This is a genomic window from Occallatibacter sp. (assembly GCF_049510455.1).
Taxonomy (GTDB): Bacteria; Acidobacteriota; Terriglobia; order Terriglobales; family Acidobacteriaceae; genus Telmatobacter.
This window is the reverse complement of record NZ_JBEKYX010000005.1, coordinates 1-17,298: the sequence shown is the minus strand read 5'-3', so window position 1 is coordinate 17,298 and position 17,298 is coordinate 1. Positions and strand designations below refer to the sequence as shown.

11 protein-coding genes are annotated in these 17,298 nt (G+C 57.4%); 4 read left to right on the top strand and 7 right to left on the bottom strand.

The window, feature by feature from the left end; genetic code table 11:
• Nucleotides 1-234 precede the first annotated feature (234 nt).
• Nucleotides 235-3,219, bottom strand: a complete 2,985-nt coding sequence (locus tag ABSG47_RS01680; RefSeq protein WP_424165540.1) for a hypothetical protein — start codon at nucleotides 3,217-3,219, stop codon at nucleotides 235-237.
• Between the two features lie 134 nt (nucleotides 3,220-3,353).
• Between ABSG47_RS01680 and ABSG47_RS01675 the strand changes: the two genes are divergently transcribed.
• On the top strand, nucleotides 3,354-3,560 hold the full coding sequence (locus ABSG47_RS01675) for a hypothetical protein (RefSeq protein WP_424165538.1): 207 nt from the start codon (nucleotides 3,354-3,356) through the stop codon (nucleotides 3,558-3,560).
• A gap of 35 nt (nucleotides 3,561-3,595) precedes the next feature.
• On the opposite strand, the gene ABSG47_RS01670 is transcribed toward ABSG47_RS01675, so the two are convergent.
• The 5 genes from ABSG47_RS01670 to ABSG47_RS01650 form a co-directional block, all read right to left on the bottom strand.
• Entirely contained in the window at nucleotides 3,596-4,717 is a 1,122-nt protein-coding gene (locus ABSG47_RS01670) for a hypothetical protein (protein ID WP_424165535.1), read from the bottom strand.
• A 47-nt stretch (nucleotides 4,718-4,764) separates the two neighbouring features.
• Nucleotides 4,765-6,543, bottom strand: a complete 1,779-nt coding sequence (locus tag ABSG47_RS01665; protein ID WP_424165533.1) for a VWA domain-containing protein — start codon at nucleotides 6,541-6,543, stop codon at nucleotides 4,765-4,767.
• A gap of 119 nt (nucleotides 6,544-6,662) precedes the next feature.
• Nucleotides 6,663-8,546 carry a VWA domain-containing protein gene (locus ABSG47_RS01660; protein WP_424165530.1) on the bottom strand — a complete coding sequence of 628 codons (1,884 nt, stop codon included), beginning with the start codon at nucleotides 8,544-8,546 and terminating at the stop codon, nucleotides 6,663-6,665.
• A 143-nt stretch (nucleotides 8,547-8,689) separates the two neighbouring features.
• Nucleotides 8,690-10,603 carry a VWA domain-containing protein gene (locus ABSG47_RS01655; RefSeq protein WP_424165528.1) on the bottom strand — a complete coding sequence of 638 codons (1,914 nt, stop codon included), beginning with the start codon at nucleotides 10,601-10,603 and terminating at the stop codon, nucleotides 8,690-8,692.
• Between the two features lie 63 nt (nucleotides 10,604-10,666).
• Nucleotides 10,667-12,046, bottom strand: a complete 1,380-nt coding sequence (locus ABSG47_RS01650) for a hemolysin family protein (protein ID WP_424165525.1) — start codon at nucleotides 12,044-12,046, stop codon at nucleotides 10,667-10,669.
• 261 nt (nucleotides 12,047-12,307) lie between these two features.
• Here ABSG47_RS01650 and ABSG47_RS01645 point away from each other — a divergent pair, with 261 nt between their 5' ends.
• From ABSG47_RS01645 to ABSG47_RS01635, 3 genes are all read left to right on the top strand, one after another.
• The gene (locus ABSG47_RS01645; RefSeq protein ID WP_424165522.1) at nucleotides 12,308-13,510 is read left to right on the top strand and encodes an efflux RND transporter periplasmic adaptor subunit; all 1,203 of its coding nucleotides are present in this window, start codon (nucleotides 12,308-12,310) and stop codon (nucleotides 13,508-13,510) included.
• Nucleotides 13,511-13,734: 224 nt separating this feature from the next.
• Nucleotides 13,735-14,562, top strand: coding sequence for a DUF4097 family beta strand repeat-containing protein (locus tag ABSG47_RS01640; RefSeq protein WP_424165520.1), 828 nt, complete (start codon nucleotides 13,735-13,737; stop codon nucleotides 14,560-14,562).
• Nucleotides 14,563-14,696: 134 nt separating this feature from the next.
• Entirely contained in the window at nucleotides 14,697-14,981 is a 285-nt protein-coding gene (locus ABSG47_RS01635) for a 4a-hydroxytetrahydrobiopterin dehydratase (protein ID WP_424165517.1), read from the top strand.
• Nucleotides 14,982-14,996: 15 nt separating this feature from the next.
• Here the strand turns inward: ABSG47_RS01635 and ABSG47_RS01630 are convergent, their stop codons facing one another.
• Nucleotides 14,997-17,048, bottom strand: coding sequence for a WD40/YVTN/BNR-like repeat-containing protein (locus tag ABSG47_RS01630; RefSeq protein ID WP_424165514.1), 2,052 nt, complete (start codon nucleotides 17,046-17,048; stop codon nucleotides 14,997-14,999).
• Nucleotides 17,049-17,298 lie beyond the last annotated feature (250 nt).

The following is a 17,298-nucleotide window of genomic DNA, read 5'->3' as shown; positions in this document are numbered from 1 at the left end:
AACACCGAAGGCGAGTCCACAGGGCTCGCCTTCATCTCATTTCAGGGCAACCTCTTCACAAAACAACAACATAATCGTAGACCGCACGATTCTGAGTCGATGCCGCAACAGGAAAAAGGCATTCGCCCTGCATGCGCGCTTCCCTATGAGCTAAATGCGAAGCTCTTCGGCGCGCCAGCGCTCCAGGAAAATGCCGTCGCTGTAAACGCAACAGCGTTGCCTCACGCGATTGTCCTAGCCACCTTTGACAATCCCCGCAATGCCGGCCGCAAAGAATGTGGCCAGTATCCAACCCAGCATGATCAATATCCAGCGCACCCAGCGCAGCCGGTTCGGTCGAATGAATGCCGGGTCGATGGTGCGCTGAGCCATCCACTCCCACCCTTGCTGCACACGGTCCAGCGTTCTGCCCAGCCAGTCCTGCGCCTTCCCTGCCGGCGCCACAGGCGGGTGCGGATTCTGTAACGGAGATGAGTCAGGCTGCCATTTGTCATCCTGCCCGAGCTTCACCAGTGGTATGCAGTTTTCAAGCGAGTAGATCAGCGGATGAAACGGTGGATAATGATCCGGCAATTTGCCGCTTGTATGGTATGCGTCATAGGCTTCCTTCTCTGAGGGAGCCATAGCGTTGCGAACCTCGGCCCGGCGATGAATCACCCACGCCAAGCCTGCCATTAAGCCAAGCCCGTACACGGCCCGCAATGGGTAAATACCGTAACCCGTAGTCGATTGCTGCAGCAGGTCTCCGCCATAGTTCTCAAACTTGCGCAGCGGGTTAAATCTCTGTCGCGCATTCTCGCGTGAATCGGATTCCATCTGCGACAGCACCTCTTTGGCCCCGTCGCCATCTCCCGTGTCCTGAAGAAACTTTGCCAACTGCGTGTAAGGCTGTTCAGAAAAAGGCAACGACAGCCGCAGCCAGTCTTTTCGAAAATCCGAATCCTGAAAACCGCCGGTAACCGATCGATAAGTGAAACCATCGAGCGAAAGATTTCCCTTTCGCGGCCAGCTTTTCGCATTGTCGGTCTCAAGCGTATCCACCTTCAGATCGCTCAGCTTGAGTCTGGAAATGGACTTGATCTCCGTCCAGTAGAGAGTCTGCTTGATGGTGGCTCCATACAGACTCACATCTTGAAAGCTGCCTCGTGTGCAGTTCATGTCTCTGCTGATCTGCGCCTCGCTGAAGTCCACTGTCGCATCCGCGCTGAAATCTCCGTCACTTCCATGAAGAAAGACGGAACCGCCAATGGTGGCGCGTTCTGCATCGAGAGCCGTGCCGCCGGGGGCGCTGAAATAACTTTCCTGGCAGTCCATGTCCCCGGAAATCTGCGCGCTCACCAGGCTTACCTTGCCAAGCGATGAAAACTTGTTGTTGAGATAAAGCCCACCTTTTACCACAATGCTTTCTGCTAACAGTGCAACACCGCCCGCATTTTTAAAACTTCCGCCCCTGCAATCCAGATCTCCGCCTATCTGAGCCAGATCAATACCTACAGGTCCTTCGGCAAAAAACCTGTCATAAAAAAAGATGTTCCCGCCGACCACCGCATAGGAGGCATTCAACGCGTGATCATCGCCCTTGTTCCATACAAAATAGCTTTGGTTGCTGCAATCGAGATCATTCCGAATATGCGCAGACCTTAGGTTCACTTTGCCGTGGGCAGAGAAACTTTTCCTGAAATAAACAGTGCCTCCGATGATTGCCCGTTCCGCGTTCAGGGATTCACCGGTAGAAGCAGTGAAATTGCCGCCTTCACAATCGAGATCTCCATCCACCTGTGCGCTCATAAGAGACACCCTGCCGTTCGCGGAGAATCGGTTACGAAGAAAGACACTTCCCTTAATCGCCGCGCTTTCTGCCGAAAGCGAATTATTGGAACCATTTTTGAAATTGCCGTCCACACAGCTAAAATCTCCGCCAATTTGAGCCAGATCGAAAGAAACTGCTCCTTCTCCGATGAATCCCATATTCAATAAAACACCGCTGCCAATCACCGCCGACATGGCTTGCAAGGCAGCAGTGCCCTGCTTTCCTGGGTTCCCCGTAAAACGCGAGTTACTACAATCCAGCTCATTCCGGATATGCGCCGCCCTCAGCAGCACTCCGCCCCGCGCCGTGCAGTCATTCAAAAGCGCAGAGCCGCCAATCGTGATGACCTCGGCATTGATCGCCCAGCTTGAAGAACTACTGAATTGTCCCTTTTCAGAGTTAAGATTTCCTCCGATCTGCGCGCCCGCCAGGTTCACCGTGCCTTGTGCAGAGAACTTGTTGCCCAGAAAAACGCCGCCTTTGACAGAGATGCCTGCGGCAGAAATCGCCTCACCGTCTGCGTTGTTGAAGTGGCCTCCGTCACAAACCAGTTCGGCGCCTATCTGAGTGCTGCCGAGAAAAACTCGCCCCGTTGCGGAGAACTCTTTATACAGAAAGATGCTGCCGCCTACCACCGCTGACTCCGCGTCGAATGCGGCGAGTTCCAAATTGGTTTTCGGGTCATCTTTATTCGCCACAAAACTGCCGCCTTTGCAACTCACGTCATTCCTGATATGCGCCGCTCTCAAAGAAGCTCCGCCATGGGCGCAGAAACCGTCCGAAAAAAATACGGAACCATCAATGGTGACCTGTTGGGCGTTGAGGGCGTATCTACCATCCGCACGGAAGCGGCCTGCGACGCAATCAAGATCCCCTCCTATATTGGCGGAATACAACGTCACGCCAAAATTGCTGGAGAAGCTCTCGTCGAGCGCCAGATCCCCTCGAATCCGGCTATAAGAGATATCCAACCAGCCAAGCGAAGAACCTGACAAGACCAGCGACGGAATCTGGATGTAAGAAAGATCCGCAGCCTCCCATATCTGGCACCGCAGTAACCAGAGCGGAAACGAGAGCTTTACGTTCGCCAAGTCGAGCGGCCCTGAGATTCGCGCTCCAAAGAGCTGGATACCGTGAGAACCAATTCTGCTCGCAGCCGCCGTATCCGTGCAAAGCCATCGGATGAGTTCAGCGCGTACCCTCCGCTCTTCTGGCCACGGGTTCGGCGTGTCTGGATGATTGGCAGGATCACGCGCCAGATCGCTGCCGCCGGCGACGGCCTGAGCGCCGGCGGCAACAGCATTGAGCAGACGCTCTTCGGCAATACTCCAGTTTTGAAGAAATGACTCCGGAAGTATCTCGCGAAATCGCTCGGGGATAGCCGGTCTCTTGTCCTTAGCTTGCAACATGATCGCCCTGCCATTTTTCAGGATGAAGCCGGAGTGAACTGAACTTGGTGCGTGCAGAGTATCTGTTTCGAACTAAAGGAGCAAGATATTTTGGCCGGGAATACTTCAATTCCGGGTTTTAAAATAAGTTTGTTATGCCATTTCCTATTCGTACCTGTGCCGTCTGTGGTGAAGAGTTCGAGCTGAAGCCCGATAAACCTGGTTTTGCCAACCGCTGTCCGTCCTGCAGTGAACCCGAAGAAGACGATTCCGCTTCCGGGGGTCTTTCCAGTGCTGACCCCGAGCTAAATGCGGCCCGCCGCAAGACCATGCGCGACATGCTCTACCGCAAGGAAAGCTAGCGCCGAAAATATTCTTCCAATCTGCCGCCAGAAACTCAAACCGGCCTGCCGCGGAAGACATATACCAGCTCGATAAGCAGGATCAGTACAACCATTACTTCCAGAAAGAAGGTGCGGGTCTGGTTGAACTGCTCGACCATGTAGTTGTAAAGCTCCTCAGCGGTTTTGAGCTTCTGCTCGACGAGATCGCGGTAATCCGGCACGCCGACCCTGGCGGCAGCTACCTTGTAGAGGCGCGCGGCAAACATATCGCTGAGGAACTTGATGGCGTTGTCGGCGTGTTCGGTAAGCTCTGAGACTTCCAGCAACACCGAGTGAAGTCCATTCGCATTGCGGGCCATGCTCCAGCGGCTGAAGAAGCTGTTCTTCTTTTCTAGCTCGTCGTAGACGCGGTCGAGAATTTCTGTCAGCAGCTCATCGTAATGGCGGAATTCAAGAAGCTGCGAGTTGGCATACTCCAGCAACTGAATGGCGGTCTCCGCGCCGGCTGCCGAGTCATATAGAAACGCAGCGTTCCAGGTGATGACGGCAAGGTCCTGCGCGTAGTACGAGATCTGCGACTGGAGCACTTCGGTGATCTCACGTTCCGAGAGAGTGATACGGTCACCGCGTACGATCTGTGCAATTTGCGAGCCGAAGCGGGCGGTCAGCTCTGTGCTCGATGGCGCACCGGAGGCGTCACGGACATGGAAGATGAAGTAGTCTTCGCTCAGCCATCGCGTGTAAGGGTTCTCCATAGCCTGCGGAATGCGGCTCAGCTTCTGGCGAATGATCGGCTCAACGCGAGAGGCGAAATCCACGTCCCAGACCCAGCGGCTGGAGAGATGCACGAGGCTGTCCCAGTCGCCCGTGAATGGCAACTGATAGAGAATGCTGACGACGCCGTAATCGTAGTACTTGATTTCGCCTTCGAGGCGCTCGCCGGATTCGAGAACGAGTGGATCGAGGCGGCCTGTGACGGGAGGACGCTGGTAGCTGACATACGAGGGCGCGGAGTGCTTGAGGTTCGGCTGGCGGAGGGTGCGCGCCTCGTCCTCCTGTTTGAGAGCCTGCTGAAGCACGTCGAGACGCAGCTCCTCGCAGACATCAAACTGGATGAGCACAAAGACGGAACCACTAAGCGATGTGCCTGCCGGAGATGGAGTTACCGTCGCCATAGCTTATACGCATGGTATCCGATGATGACGGCAGAGCGGCTAAGAAGCTATTTTGAGGCCTGCTGAAGCGGTACGACGGAGCTTAACGGAATCTCCATGGTGCCGACTTTGCGTGAGCCACGGTCCAGGATGCCGGTGCGTAGCCAGTAGTTCCCTTTTGCGGGCACTGCAAGATCGGCGTGAAGCTGCACGCCGGCTTTCTGCACTGCTGCATAAACATCCGGTTTGAAGCTGAGATCGACGAGATGCTCTTGATGATTGACGATGTTGCCAAAGCGGTCGTAGACCAGGAGTGTGATGTTGACCTTGCCTTTGTGCGTGCCATCCGGGTCCGGCGGGAGGCTGAGGTCGGAGGTGTTGATGGCGAAGTCGATCTTGTAGGCTATTTTGTTTTTGTCTGGAGACTTGTCGGGCTGCGGGTTTGGCGGCGTGCTTTGTGTTGCATTGGGAACTGCCGCAGCCGCGTCCGCCGGCGCTGGATAGATGCGCAGCTTGTAGAGCACCTGCTGGCTCTGCGGCATTCCCAGATCCATGAAGGGTAGTAACGGGTCCACGGCGCCGGGAGTCTTTTGATTGAGCTTTTGCAGTTCCTGGTTGCGGACGGCGAGCGAGCTTCCGGGGAGTACATCGTCTACGGCGAAGTATCCGCGGCGATAGGAGAGCTGATATTTCGCTCCTGAGACCTTGATTTCAATTTTGCGGAAGTTGCCGTCCATCTTTGTGTTGGTGGGCGTATAGGCGATGGTGTAGAAGTTGCTGCTGGTGGAGGTGATCTTGTCGATGATGTCCGCGAGGCCGTTGGAGTTGGCGAAGGCGCGGCCGCCGGACTGGTCGGCGATGATCTGCGCATTCTCCTGATCGCCATTGCGTTCCGTGTCTTCTTCGCCCATCTGCTCGGTCGTGGGCGAGTTGGGACCGATCCCCGCCAGTTTCGTGTTGTTTTCTGCGGAGTAAATATTGTTGACGGACGTGCCGCGGGCGTCGACAGGATAGAGTGCGGCGCGTGCCGCGGCCAGCATGGCGAGCGTTTGCGCCACTTGCTCTTTTAAAGCGGGATTGCCGCTCTGTACACCGCCCGAGCCGCCGGAACCGACGACAAATACACCGGGGGGCTTTTCTGCAAACCAGATGATGTTCTTACGCCCCGGAAAGCCCTGCAGAAAGGTGGCGAGGCGCTGGAGGTTTTTGAGTGTGAGGTTCGTGCGATCGACATTTCGCTCGAGGTCGTTTTCATCGATGAAGCTTTGAAGAGCAGCGATCATGCCGGGCGCGGCCCCCCCAGAGCTCATAATGGCGGCGAGTTCTTCTTCGGCAACAGTCTGCGACTTGGCTTTCATTGCGCCAACGTCTGAGACTTCATTGTTCTTTTTATTGTTGAGCGCGGCCGTGAGTACGGCGGGATCGTCGTTGAATCCCTGGATGAAGTGCAGGCCAAGGCCCATGGTGAAGATGGCCATGCGGTTGCCGGGCTTGGCGGTCTTGAGATATTGCAGAGCCGCCTTGTGGACCCAGCTCTGATTATCCGTGGTCGTGTTGAGGGAATCGAGCAGGAGTACGTTGACGGCGGGCGGGTTGGGGAAGGGCGAAAAGTTTGTGAAGACGTCCGTAGGCATCTTTGGAATCTGCACGGACTGAGGCGGCGGCGTTGGCGCGTTCTCTTCAAAAAAGGAGACTGTCTGCGGCTTGCCGGACTCTGTGACTGTGAAGGCGTCTTTTTTGAGTCCGCTGACCGGCTTGCCGTTGTTGTTGACGATGACGTCAATGACTACTGATCGGGATGTGACGCGGAGTTCGGGTTGTTGAGCATGGGCGTACAGAGCTGTCAAGGCTAGAAGACACAGGACTGGAAAACAGCAGAGCCATTTGTTATCCCATCGTTGCGATGGAAGGAATCGCAAGGGTGGGGCAAGCAACATTTTGCTGGGCCCAACAACAGATATGGTTATCATTTTGATGCCTGCTGAAGCGGCACTACGGCGCCTAGCGGAATCTCCATAGTGCCGATCTTGCGTGAGGTGCGATCAAAAATGCCGGTGCGGAGCCAGTAGTTCCCTTTTGTGGGCACGGCTAGCTGTGCGTGAAGCTGCACGCCGGTTTTCTGGATTGCGGCCCAGGCGTCTGGCGGGAAGCTGAGATCGACCAGATGGCTTTCCTGATTGGTGATGTTTCCGTAGCGGTCATAGACGACAAGCGTAATGTTGACCTTGCCTTTGTGACTGCCGTCGGGAGCAGGCGTAAGGGTGAGATCGGATGTGTCGATGGCGAAATCGATCTTATAGGCCGTCTTATCCTTGCCGGGTGTCAGGTCCGGCGGTGCGTTTGGAGCGGGGTTTGACGCGCCTGCCGGTGTGGCTGCCTGCGCCGGATACACGCGCAGCTTGTAAAGGATCTGTTCGCTCTGCGGCATTCCGAGGTCCATGAAGGGCAACAACGGATCGACTGCGCCGGGAGTTTTCTGGTTGAGCTTTTGCAGCTCCTGGCTGCGGACCATGAGCGAGCTTCCAGGGAGCGCATCATCTACGGCGAAGTATCCGCGACGATATGCCAACTGATATTTCGCGCCAGCCACTTTGACTTCTATATTGCGAAAACTGCCATCCATGTTTGTGTTGGTTGGCGTGTACGAGATGGTGTAGAAGCTGCCGCTGGTGGATGTAATCTTGTTGATGATGTCTGCCAGGCTGTTGGAGTTGGCGAAGGCGCGTCCGCCGGACTGGTCCGCCATGATCTGGGCATTCACCTGATCGCCGTTACGTGCCAGGTCTTCAGAGTTCATCTGTTGCACCACGGCGCTGCCGAGACCGGTCATCTGCGAAGGCGCGGAGTTGGATGGGGAGACCACATTTTCCGCGGTGTAGATGCCGTTGGCGGTTGTGCCGCGGGGATCTACGGGATAGATGGCGGCGCGGGCGGCAGCCAGCATGGCGAGCGTACGCGACACCTGATCGCCCAGAGCGGGATTGCCCGTCTGGACGCCACCCAAGCCACCGGAGTTGACGACAAATATGCCGGGCGGCTTCTCCGCAAACCAGATGATGTTCTTGCGCCCTGGGAAACCCTGCAGAAAGGTGGCGAGCCGCTGGAGATTTTGGAGCGTGACCTGCATCCGATCGATATTCTGCGCGAGGTTGCTTTCATTCATGAACTGGTTGAATGCGGCGATCATTCCCGGCGATGCGGCAGTGCCCCCGTTCCCATCCGATTGGCTCATCAAGCCGGCCATGTTCTGCTGATTGAGTACCTCAGACTGACTGGTCAGTGCGCCGACGTTTGCAACCTCATTGTTCTTTTTATTGTTGAGCGCGGCCATGAGGACTGCCGGGTCGTCATTGAAACCCTGAATGAAGTGCAGGCCGAGGTCCATGGCGAAGATGGCCATGCGGTTGCCGGGCTTTGCCGTTTTGAGAAACTGCAATGCCTGCTTGTGCGCCCAACCCTGGTTATCGGTATTTGTGTTGAGCGCATCCAGCAGCAGGACGTTGACGGCAGGAGGCTCAGGGAACGGGGAGAAGTTGGTGAAGACGTCCGTGGGCATTTTAGGAATCTGCGTGGATGATGGCTGCGGCGCGGGCGTGTTCTCTTCAAAAAAGGAGACACTCTGCGGCTTGCCGGACTCTGCGATGCTGAAGGCTTCTTTTTTGAGTCCGGTGACGGGCTTGCCGTTGTTGGTGACGATGACATCGATGACGACGCTGCGGGAGGTGACGCGCAGCGCGGGTTGATCCGCTTGAGGAGCAGCAGGCGCCTGGACCGGCTGCGCGGCGGGCTGCTGCGCCTGCAATATCAGACTTGAGCCTGCGAAAACGATAGAAGCGAGAAAGAGCCGCATGACACCCCCGGTAACAGTATGCTTTCTGAGACGAACGATTGCGTCATCAAGATGCATAGATCGGCCCTTTTCCGGATTTCTCCGGTCCGGATCCCTTTGGCGGGGGCCGATCGCTCAGGAATGACAGCCGCACAACGCGGTTATCATTTCGCGGCCTGTTGAAGCGGGACGACAGTGCTTAGCGGAATCTCCATGGTGCCGACTTTGCGCGAGGTGCGGTCAAAGATGCCAGTGCGGAGCCAGTAGTTCCCTTTTACGGGCACCAGAAGCCTGGCGTGGAGCTGCACGCCGGAGTTCTGGACAGCGGCCCAGGCGTCGGGAGAAAAATTGAGATCGACGAGATGCTCCTCGTGGCTGACGACGTTTGCGTAGCGGTCATAGACAGCGAGAGAGATGTTGACCTTGCCTTTGCGAGTGCCATCCGGGTCCGGCGTGAGGCTAAGGTCTGAGGCGTTGATGGCGAAATCGACCTTATAGGCGGTTTTGTCCTGTTGCGTATTTGGCGGCGCATTTGGAGCAGCCGAAGATGCGTCCACCGGCGCTTGATAGACGCGCAGCTTGTAGAGCACCTGCTGGCTCTGCGGCATGCCGAGGTCCATGAAAGGCAGCAGCGGATCGACGGCTCCGGGAGCCTTCTGGTTGAGCTGCTGCAGCTCTTTGCTGCGGACCACGAGCGAACTGCCGGGAAGCGCATCGTCTACGGCAAAGTAACCGCGGCGATAGGAGAGCTGATATTTCGCCCCTGACACATTGATTTCGATTTTGCGGTAGTTGCCATCCATGCTTGGATTGGTGGGCGTGTAAGCGATGGTGTAGAAGTTGCTGCTGGTGGAGGCGACCTTGTCAATGATCTCGGCGAGGCCGTTGGAGTTGGCAAAGGCTCGTCCGCCGGATTGGTCCGCGATGAGCTGCGCGTTGAGCTGGTCGGTGTTGCGATCCTGGTCTTCCTGATTCATCTGTTGCTGCATGCCGCTAGTGGTAATTCCCTGGGAGGTTGGGGCTGTGCTTCCAGGGGAGGGATTGCCGATACCAGTCATCTGCTGTGGCGAATTGTTGGCAATGGAGACCACATTCTGGGCGGTATAGATACCGTTGCCGGATGTGCCGCGGGCATCGACGGGATACAGCGCCGCGCGGGCCGCGGCCAGCATGGCGAGAGTTCGCGAAACGCTAACGCTCAAGGAGGGATTGCCGGTCTGGATGCCGCCTATCACGTTGAAGTTGACGACGAATATGCCGGGCAGCTTTTCCGTAAACCAGATGATGTTCTTGCGGCCTGGAAAACCCTGCAGGAAGGTGGCAAGCCGCTGCAGATTTTCAAGCGTAAGGTAATTGCGATCGACATCCCGCGAAAAATTGTTTTCATCCATGAAGGTCTGAAGAGCGGCGATCATATCCGGATTCGCTACGGTGCCATAAGCCGTGGATGCAGTCATCAAACCGACGAGGTTCTGCTGATTGAGAATCTCGGACTGGCTTGTTAAGGCGCCGGCGTTTTCGACATTATTGTTCTTTTTATTGTTGAGGGCAGCCATGAGAACGCTTGGATCGTCGCTGAATCCCTGAACAAAGTGCAGCCCGAGGCCCATGGTGAAGATGGCCATGCGGTTGCCGGGCTTGGCTGTCTTGAGAAATTGCAGCGCAGCCTTGTGGACCCAGCTCTGGTTGTCTGTGCCCGTGTTGAGGGAGTCGAGCAGAAGCACGTTAACAGCGGGAGGATTTGGGAACGGAGAAAAATTGGTGAAGACGTTCGGGGGCATCTTGGGAATCTGAACGGATTGCGGCGGCGGCGCGGGAGCGTTCTCTTCAAAGAAGGAGACCGTCTGCGGCCTGCCGGACTCGGTGACCGTGAAGGCGTCCTTTGGGAGCCCGGTGACGGGCTTGCCGTTGTTGGTAACGATGACGTCAATGACGACGTTGCGGGACGTGACGCGGAGCCCGGGCTCCTGGTCGGTTGGAGGCGAAGCAGGATTCTGGGCCGGCTGTGCGCCGGGCTGCTGTGCCTGCGGAACTAATGCTGCGCCTGCAAGGATGGTTGAAGCGAGAAAAAGCCGCATAAAAACCCCCGCAACAGTATGCTCCTTTTGGCCAAGGGTTGTGTTACTGAAATGAAAGATTGTTCAGCCATTTTTTCCAGATTGATCTGTCTGGGGATGATCCAGAGGATCCAGCACGGAGTGTATTGTCTCGACACGGACCTTGCCGATGCGGCGGCCATCCATTTCCGTGACGATGAAGCGGCGGGAGCCATAATCGACGCTTTCTCCGGCGCGGGGTATGTGGCCGAGCTGAGCGAGAAGAAAGCCGGCGAGGGTTTCCACACCGCCATCGCGGGGCAGCTTCCACTGCATCTGGGTTTCGAGATCGCGCAGGTTGACGGTGCCGTCCAGAAGGAAATCGCCGTCGGTGTTTGCCAGCAGCGGGCGGGCGGGGTCGTCAAACTCGTCTTCGATTTCTCCGGTGAGCTGTTCGATGGCGTCCTCCGATGTGACGAGGCCGACGGTGGAACCGTATTCATCGACAACGACCGCCATGTGGCGGCGGCGGCGCTGGAGGTCACGCAGGAGATCGAGAACGGTCTTGGTTTCCGGAACGACAAGGAGCTCGCGCATGATCTGGCTGAGGCGAAGGTTGAGGAGCGGCATGGGCGCTCCGGGATCGGAGACGCGGGCGGTAGGTCGAAAGTGGATGAGGCGGGCGAGGTCTTTTGAGTAGACAACGCCGATAATGTGCTCGGGGCCGCGGCTCTCGTCGTAAACGGGAACACGTGAGTGCTGGAGATCGATGACGCGCGCGGATGCCTCTTCTACCGACATGTTTGCGGGCAGCGAGAGAATCTTCTGACGCGGCGTCATGATCTCGCGGACGGATACGTCGTTGAGCTCAAGGGCGCGATGGACGAGGGTTTCCTGAAAACGCGGCAGGACGCCTGTGCGGCGGGCGGCGGTGGCAATGAGCTTGAGCTCTTCGGGCGAATGAGCGCTGGCGCGCTCGGTGAGCTCGACATCGAAGCCGCGGAGGGCGACACCGGCGGAACGGCTGAGGAGGCGCACGGCGGGACGCACTACAGCCATGAAGAAGAGCATGGGCGGCGCAACGGCGACGGCGAGGGCCTCCGCGCGGCGCAGAGCGAGCGATTTGGGAACGAGTTCGCCGAGAACGACGTGGAAGTAAGTGATGAGGCAGAAGCCCAGGACGACGGCTGTGATGGCTACGGCGTGCGCATAGATCAACGAATGTGCGAGAGGGTGCGGGAACCAGTTGATAACGGCAAGAACAACCTGCGCGGCAAGGGGCTCGCCGAGCCAGCCGAGAGCCAGGGAGCAGAGGGTGACGCCGAGTTGAACGGCGGGGAGAAAGTCGTCGAGATCGTGCTGGAGACGGCGAACGGCGCGGGCGCCGGGCATGCGGGCGTGCAGCATTTGCTCTACGCGTGTGTCACGGATGGAGACCAGTGCGAACTCGGCGGCGACAAAGAAACCATTGGCCAGGATCAACATGCCAACCGCGACGCATTGGAGGAGAAAGAGACCGTGCATCACGGTGTGAGGATAGCATTTTTGCGATTGAAGTATGGCCTTGTACGCCTGGGAACCAAAGCGAGTCGCGCTGCGTATGGAATTGCGAGGCCAGAAAGAAAGTTTGTGGTCCTCTGAAAGCGGTTGACACCTCGGACGAAAATCGTCAGAACGATGGCAATCGCGGCTACTTTTTATCTCATACATGAACCTGCGGCCAGGCATGCCGCTGGAGGATTCAGCGTGGCTCCACGTAAGAAAAGAAGGCTGTGGATATGGATTGTCGTGCTGGTTGTGCTGGCGCTTGGCGTGACTGGCGTGGCGATGGCGCGGATGGCGGGCGGCGGGAAGATTGACCCGAACCGGCTGGCGAAGGTAACGCGCGGCGATGTGGCGCGCTCCGTGGTGGCGACGGGCAAGATTCAGCCGATTACCAAGGTCGAGGTGAAGTCGAAAGCGTCGGGGATTGTGGAGAAGCTTTTTGTGGACATCAATAATCGTGTCCACAAGGGCCAGGAGCTGGCGCAACTGGATCAGCAGGAGATTGTGGCGCAGGTGGATGCGCAGAAGGCCACTCTGGAGGCAGCGGAGGCCAATGTCGGCACCTTTGAAGCGAATATCGAGCAGGACAAGGTGAATGCTTCCGCGCCGGATCTGCCGATGTACAAGCAGACGCTGGACCGCAACATGGCCCTGCAACAGCAAGGCATTGTGAGCCGGCAGGCGCTGGATGACGCGAACCGCGATTACCTGGCGGCGCTGACCAAGCGCGACTCGTCTAAGGCGCAGATTGGCGTGGATACGGCCAAGCTGAAGCAGGCGCACGCGCAGGTGGAGCAGGCAAATGCCAGTCTGAAGCAGCTTGAAGAGCAGCTTTCCTACACAACGATTGTGGCGCCGATGGATGGCGTGATTCTCTCGCGCGATGTGGAGATTGGCGACGCGGTCAGCTCGATCCTGGTGCTGGGATCGACGGCCACGCTGGTGATGACCGAAGGCGATACGACACAGGTGTATGTGCAGGGCAAGGTGGACGAGGCAGATATTGCGCACGTCTATATGAACCAGCCGGCACGGATCAAGGTGGAAAGCTTTCGCGATCGCGTTTTCAATGGCAAGGTCACCAAGATTGCTCCGCTGGGCGTGGAAAAAGACAACGTAACGACGTTTGAAGTGCGGGTTTCTATCGATAACTCCGGCGGCGAGCTGAAGGCGAATATGACTGCCAATGCCGAGATACTTCTCGACGAGCACAAGGGCGTGCTGACGGTTCCTGAGTCCGCGGTGATCTACGACAACCAGCGCAATGCGTCTGTGGAGATTCCCGATAAGACGCAGAACGAGGGCAAGCGCAAGGTTGTGGTCAAGGTTGGACTTTCCAATGGCTCCGTAACTGAGATTCTGAGCGGGCTGAAGGAAGGCGATCAGGTGGTGCTGCAGCAATAGCGCAGGGGTCAGATGTCGGGGATCGGGGATCAGAATTTCAAGGCGGCCGTTGTTCGGGGCCGGACGCGCTGTTCGTTTGCGGACAATTGCGCGAACTTCCAGATAGCAGCGTGTTCGCCATCCCTCAGATTTCACACAAATTAGCGAAGAATTGAATTTGGCCCTTCCCATGCTGTAGAGTGGTCGGAGCTAACCCTCCCCCGCTCCTGATCTGGAGGTACACCATGAAATTTCGATTTGCTGCCGTAGCACTTGCTCTCTGCACTCTGCCCGCATTTGCGGCGCAGGCCAGTTTTGAACGCAACTTGTCTGTAAATGGCCGAGTTGACTTGGCCGTCTTTACCGGCTCCGGAAATGTGCATGTGTCGCGCGGCTCCAGCTCCCAGATTCATATCATCGGGCATGTGAAATCGAGCTGGGGCGGCAGCGATGACCAGGTTCGGGAGATTGCCGATCATCCGCCGATTGAGCAGACCGGAAACATTATCCGCATCGGCGCGCACAACGAGAACCTGAAAAACATCTCGATTGACTATGAAATTCAGGCTCCGGCGGACTCATTTCTTGAGGCGCATTCCGGCTCCGGCGACATTACCGACGACGGTGTGGGAGAGAATTCGAAGCTCGGAACTGGCTCCGGAAATATCCATGCTTCGGGGCTTCACGGCAACTTTGCTGTAAACACCGGCTCGGGCGATATTGTGGCCGAGCAGACCGGTTCAGGCGAAGTTACGGCACGGACAGGCTCCGGCAATATCGAGCTCAAGGACGTGCATGGCGCGCTGCATGCGGGAACCGGCTCAGGCGATCTGAAGATAACGGGAACGCCAGCCGGCGAATGGAGACTTACAACCGGCTCCGGAAATATCGAACTCTGGACGGGCAGCGCGGGATTCAATCTCGATGCGCATACTGGCTCCGGTTCTGTACACAGTGACCACGAAATGACCATACAGGGTGACTTCGATCATCACCATATTGCAGGCCGTGTGAATGGCGGAGGCCCCGATGTACACATCCAGACAGGCTCAGGCGACGTAAGAATTCACTGATCCCTCCCAAACCAGAAAGGGTCGTTCCTCAGGCGAGGTCCAATTGCTCCGCAGCGTTGGCCTCGCCGATTTTTTGTCTTGTCATGCTGTTCAGACCGCGCTGGTTCGATATGCTGAACGGCAGGAGCAGCACAATGTCCGATTCCCTTCTTTCTTCAGCCGAGATCGACCAGCAGCTTGCGAAGACGCCTTCCTGGCAGATTGTGAACGGCGAGCTCACACGCACCTTTGAGCTTGCCGATTTCCGTTTTGCGCTTGCCTTTGTGAACAAGGTGGGCGAACTGGCAGAGTCCGCCGGTCACCATCCGGATATAGACATCCGCTACAACAAAGTGCGGCTTGCGCTGGTGACGCACTCCGCCGGCGGCCTCACGGCGAAGGATTTCAATCTGGCCGCGCGGATTGATTCCCTCGGGTAGTTTCAGCTTGAAAGGCTATTGCTGCGCGGGTTTGCTGGAAACGGCTTCTCCGTCTTTAGCCTGCTCTGTTGCGGACTCCAGTAGAATTCCATCCGCGCGTGACGCCGCAACAAGGTGACCGGCTGCGGCCCGCACCATGGAGAGCGGGAAGCCGGTCTTTTGCCAGGTCCAGGTAAGCGACTTAACGTCAATGGAATAAACGAAATCACTGCCGCGTGAGCTGGCCAATATTCGATCCTGCTGTGCGTCGTAGGTCAGACCATTTACGTCCACCATCGGCAGGCGGTGCAGCCACAGCCAGTTTTTGCCCTGGTCACGCGAGAAGTAAACCCCTTCACGCGTGCCCAGCCACATGGCTCCATTGGCGGAGAAAACCACGCGATACACGCGGGTAATGGCCGTGGGAATCGGCATCGGCATCCAGGACTGCCCGGCATCCGTGGAAACTGCCAGATTGTCGGGCCGCGCGGCTGCCATCGTGGAGCCATGCGCTGCCACGGCGCGATAATCGCCTGACCCGGCTACAGGACCTCCCTGCCATGTGGCGCCCTGATCGTGGCTGGTGTAAATGCCGCCCTCAGCGGCAGCAACCCAGACATCGGTGGAGAGATCGAGCGCGTAGATACGGCTGGAGAGCTCGAGCTTCTGCTCAACGGCCTGCACCGTGTTGACGCGTTTACCGCGCACAACCTTCTTAACTTCCTGCGCAATGGTATTCACGATGGTGTTGCGAGGAGTCCATGCGCCGGAAGCCTGATCCAGGGCAAAGATGCCGCTGTTGGTGCCGGCAACGATGGTGCCGTCCTGCGCCTGGCTGAGTGCAAAGACGTCACGCCCGCCGAGACCGTCGGCAATCTGCTTCCACTCCTCGCCGCTGTTGGTAGAAACAAAGGCTCCGCCGTAGGATTTGTCATTCGCTACACCGGCGTAGAGCTTTGCGGGATTGACGGAATCGACCAGAAGCGCTTCCACCTTGCGCGCCGAAAAGCCGCGATTGGAGGCCGTGAAGGTGACAGCGGCATCATTGCTGGCCAGCACGCCGCCGCGATCCGTAGCCAGCAGCACGCGGTTGGGGTTTTCCGGATCGATCCACACATCGTTGACGATGACATCCGGCCCCGTCATGCGCTGGAAGGTCTTGCCGCCGTCTGTGGTTTTGTAGAGGCCCTCAGTGGTTCCGGCATACACCGTATCGCGGTTCACGGGATCCTGCTTGAGCTTGCGCGTGCGCCGCGCCGTGGCGGGAATGCCCTGAATCTTTTTGAAGAGCATGCCCGCTGTCTCGCTTTTGTAGATGCCGCTGCAGGCGCTGGCGTAGACGATGCTGGGGCTGACCGGATCGATAATGATTGAGAAAACATCCGAGTCGTCAATGACACCCTGCTTGATGTTTTCCCACGTCTTGCCACCGTCGCTTGTCTTCCACGGCAGGTGCCATGTGCCGGCGTAGATAATATCGGGATTCAAGGGATGAATGGCGAGCGATTCAACCTCGTGAATTTCCTTGTTTCCAGGCGGGCTGATGAGCGTCCATGTGGCCCCTGTATCGGTAGAACGGAAGACACCTTCAAGCGTGCCCGCAATGAAGATTTTCGGATCGGAAGGCGACTCCGCGAGCGCGAATACCGGCTTATCTTTGAGGGCCGGGTCTTCACTCCAGGTGCGGCCGGCATCATGGCTGACGTAAAGGCCGCCTTCCGGCTTATCGAAGCGCCAGGCGGCGACGAGAATGCGTGAGGCATCCGCGCGATCAATGACGATATGCGCGATCACCAGGTCGTCAGCCGGATCCAGGCGGGACAGCCGCTTCCAGGATTCGCCACCGTTTCCGGATTCATAGATGGTGCTGAGAGCTGTGCCGAGATAGAGATGCTCCGGATGACCCGGAACCGAGACCAGGGATCGTGCATCGCCACCATCCGGCCCAACGGTGCGCCAGAGACCCTGCGCTCTGCTGAAATGTGTGTGCGATGCAAGAAGAGCAAGAAAGAGAACCAGGCTGGAAGTGATGTGGCTGGACCTGATTTGGCTGTAGCGGCAACGAGAGAACTTCAGGCAAGTCTTCAATGGTTTCGTCCAGGGTGCAAAAACGGCTGCATAAAGAGTCCGCCATTTGTATTGGAAAACATTTTGCCTATAAAAGTCGAGGCTGACCGGAGATTCCGGCCAGCCTCGATGGTTACTGAGAAGGTGCTTTCTACTGCTGTGCAGCTGCCGCCTTGGCCTTCTTATGTTTCTTTTCAGCCAGGGGAACGCGCTTGATGGGCTTGACCGTGGACTCGTCCACCGGAGTCGTGCCGTTCACGTCCGAGGTGAA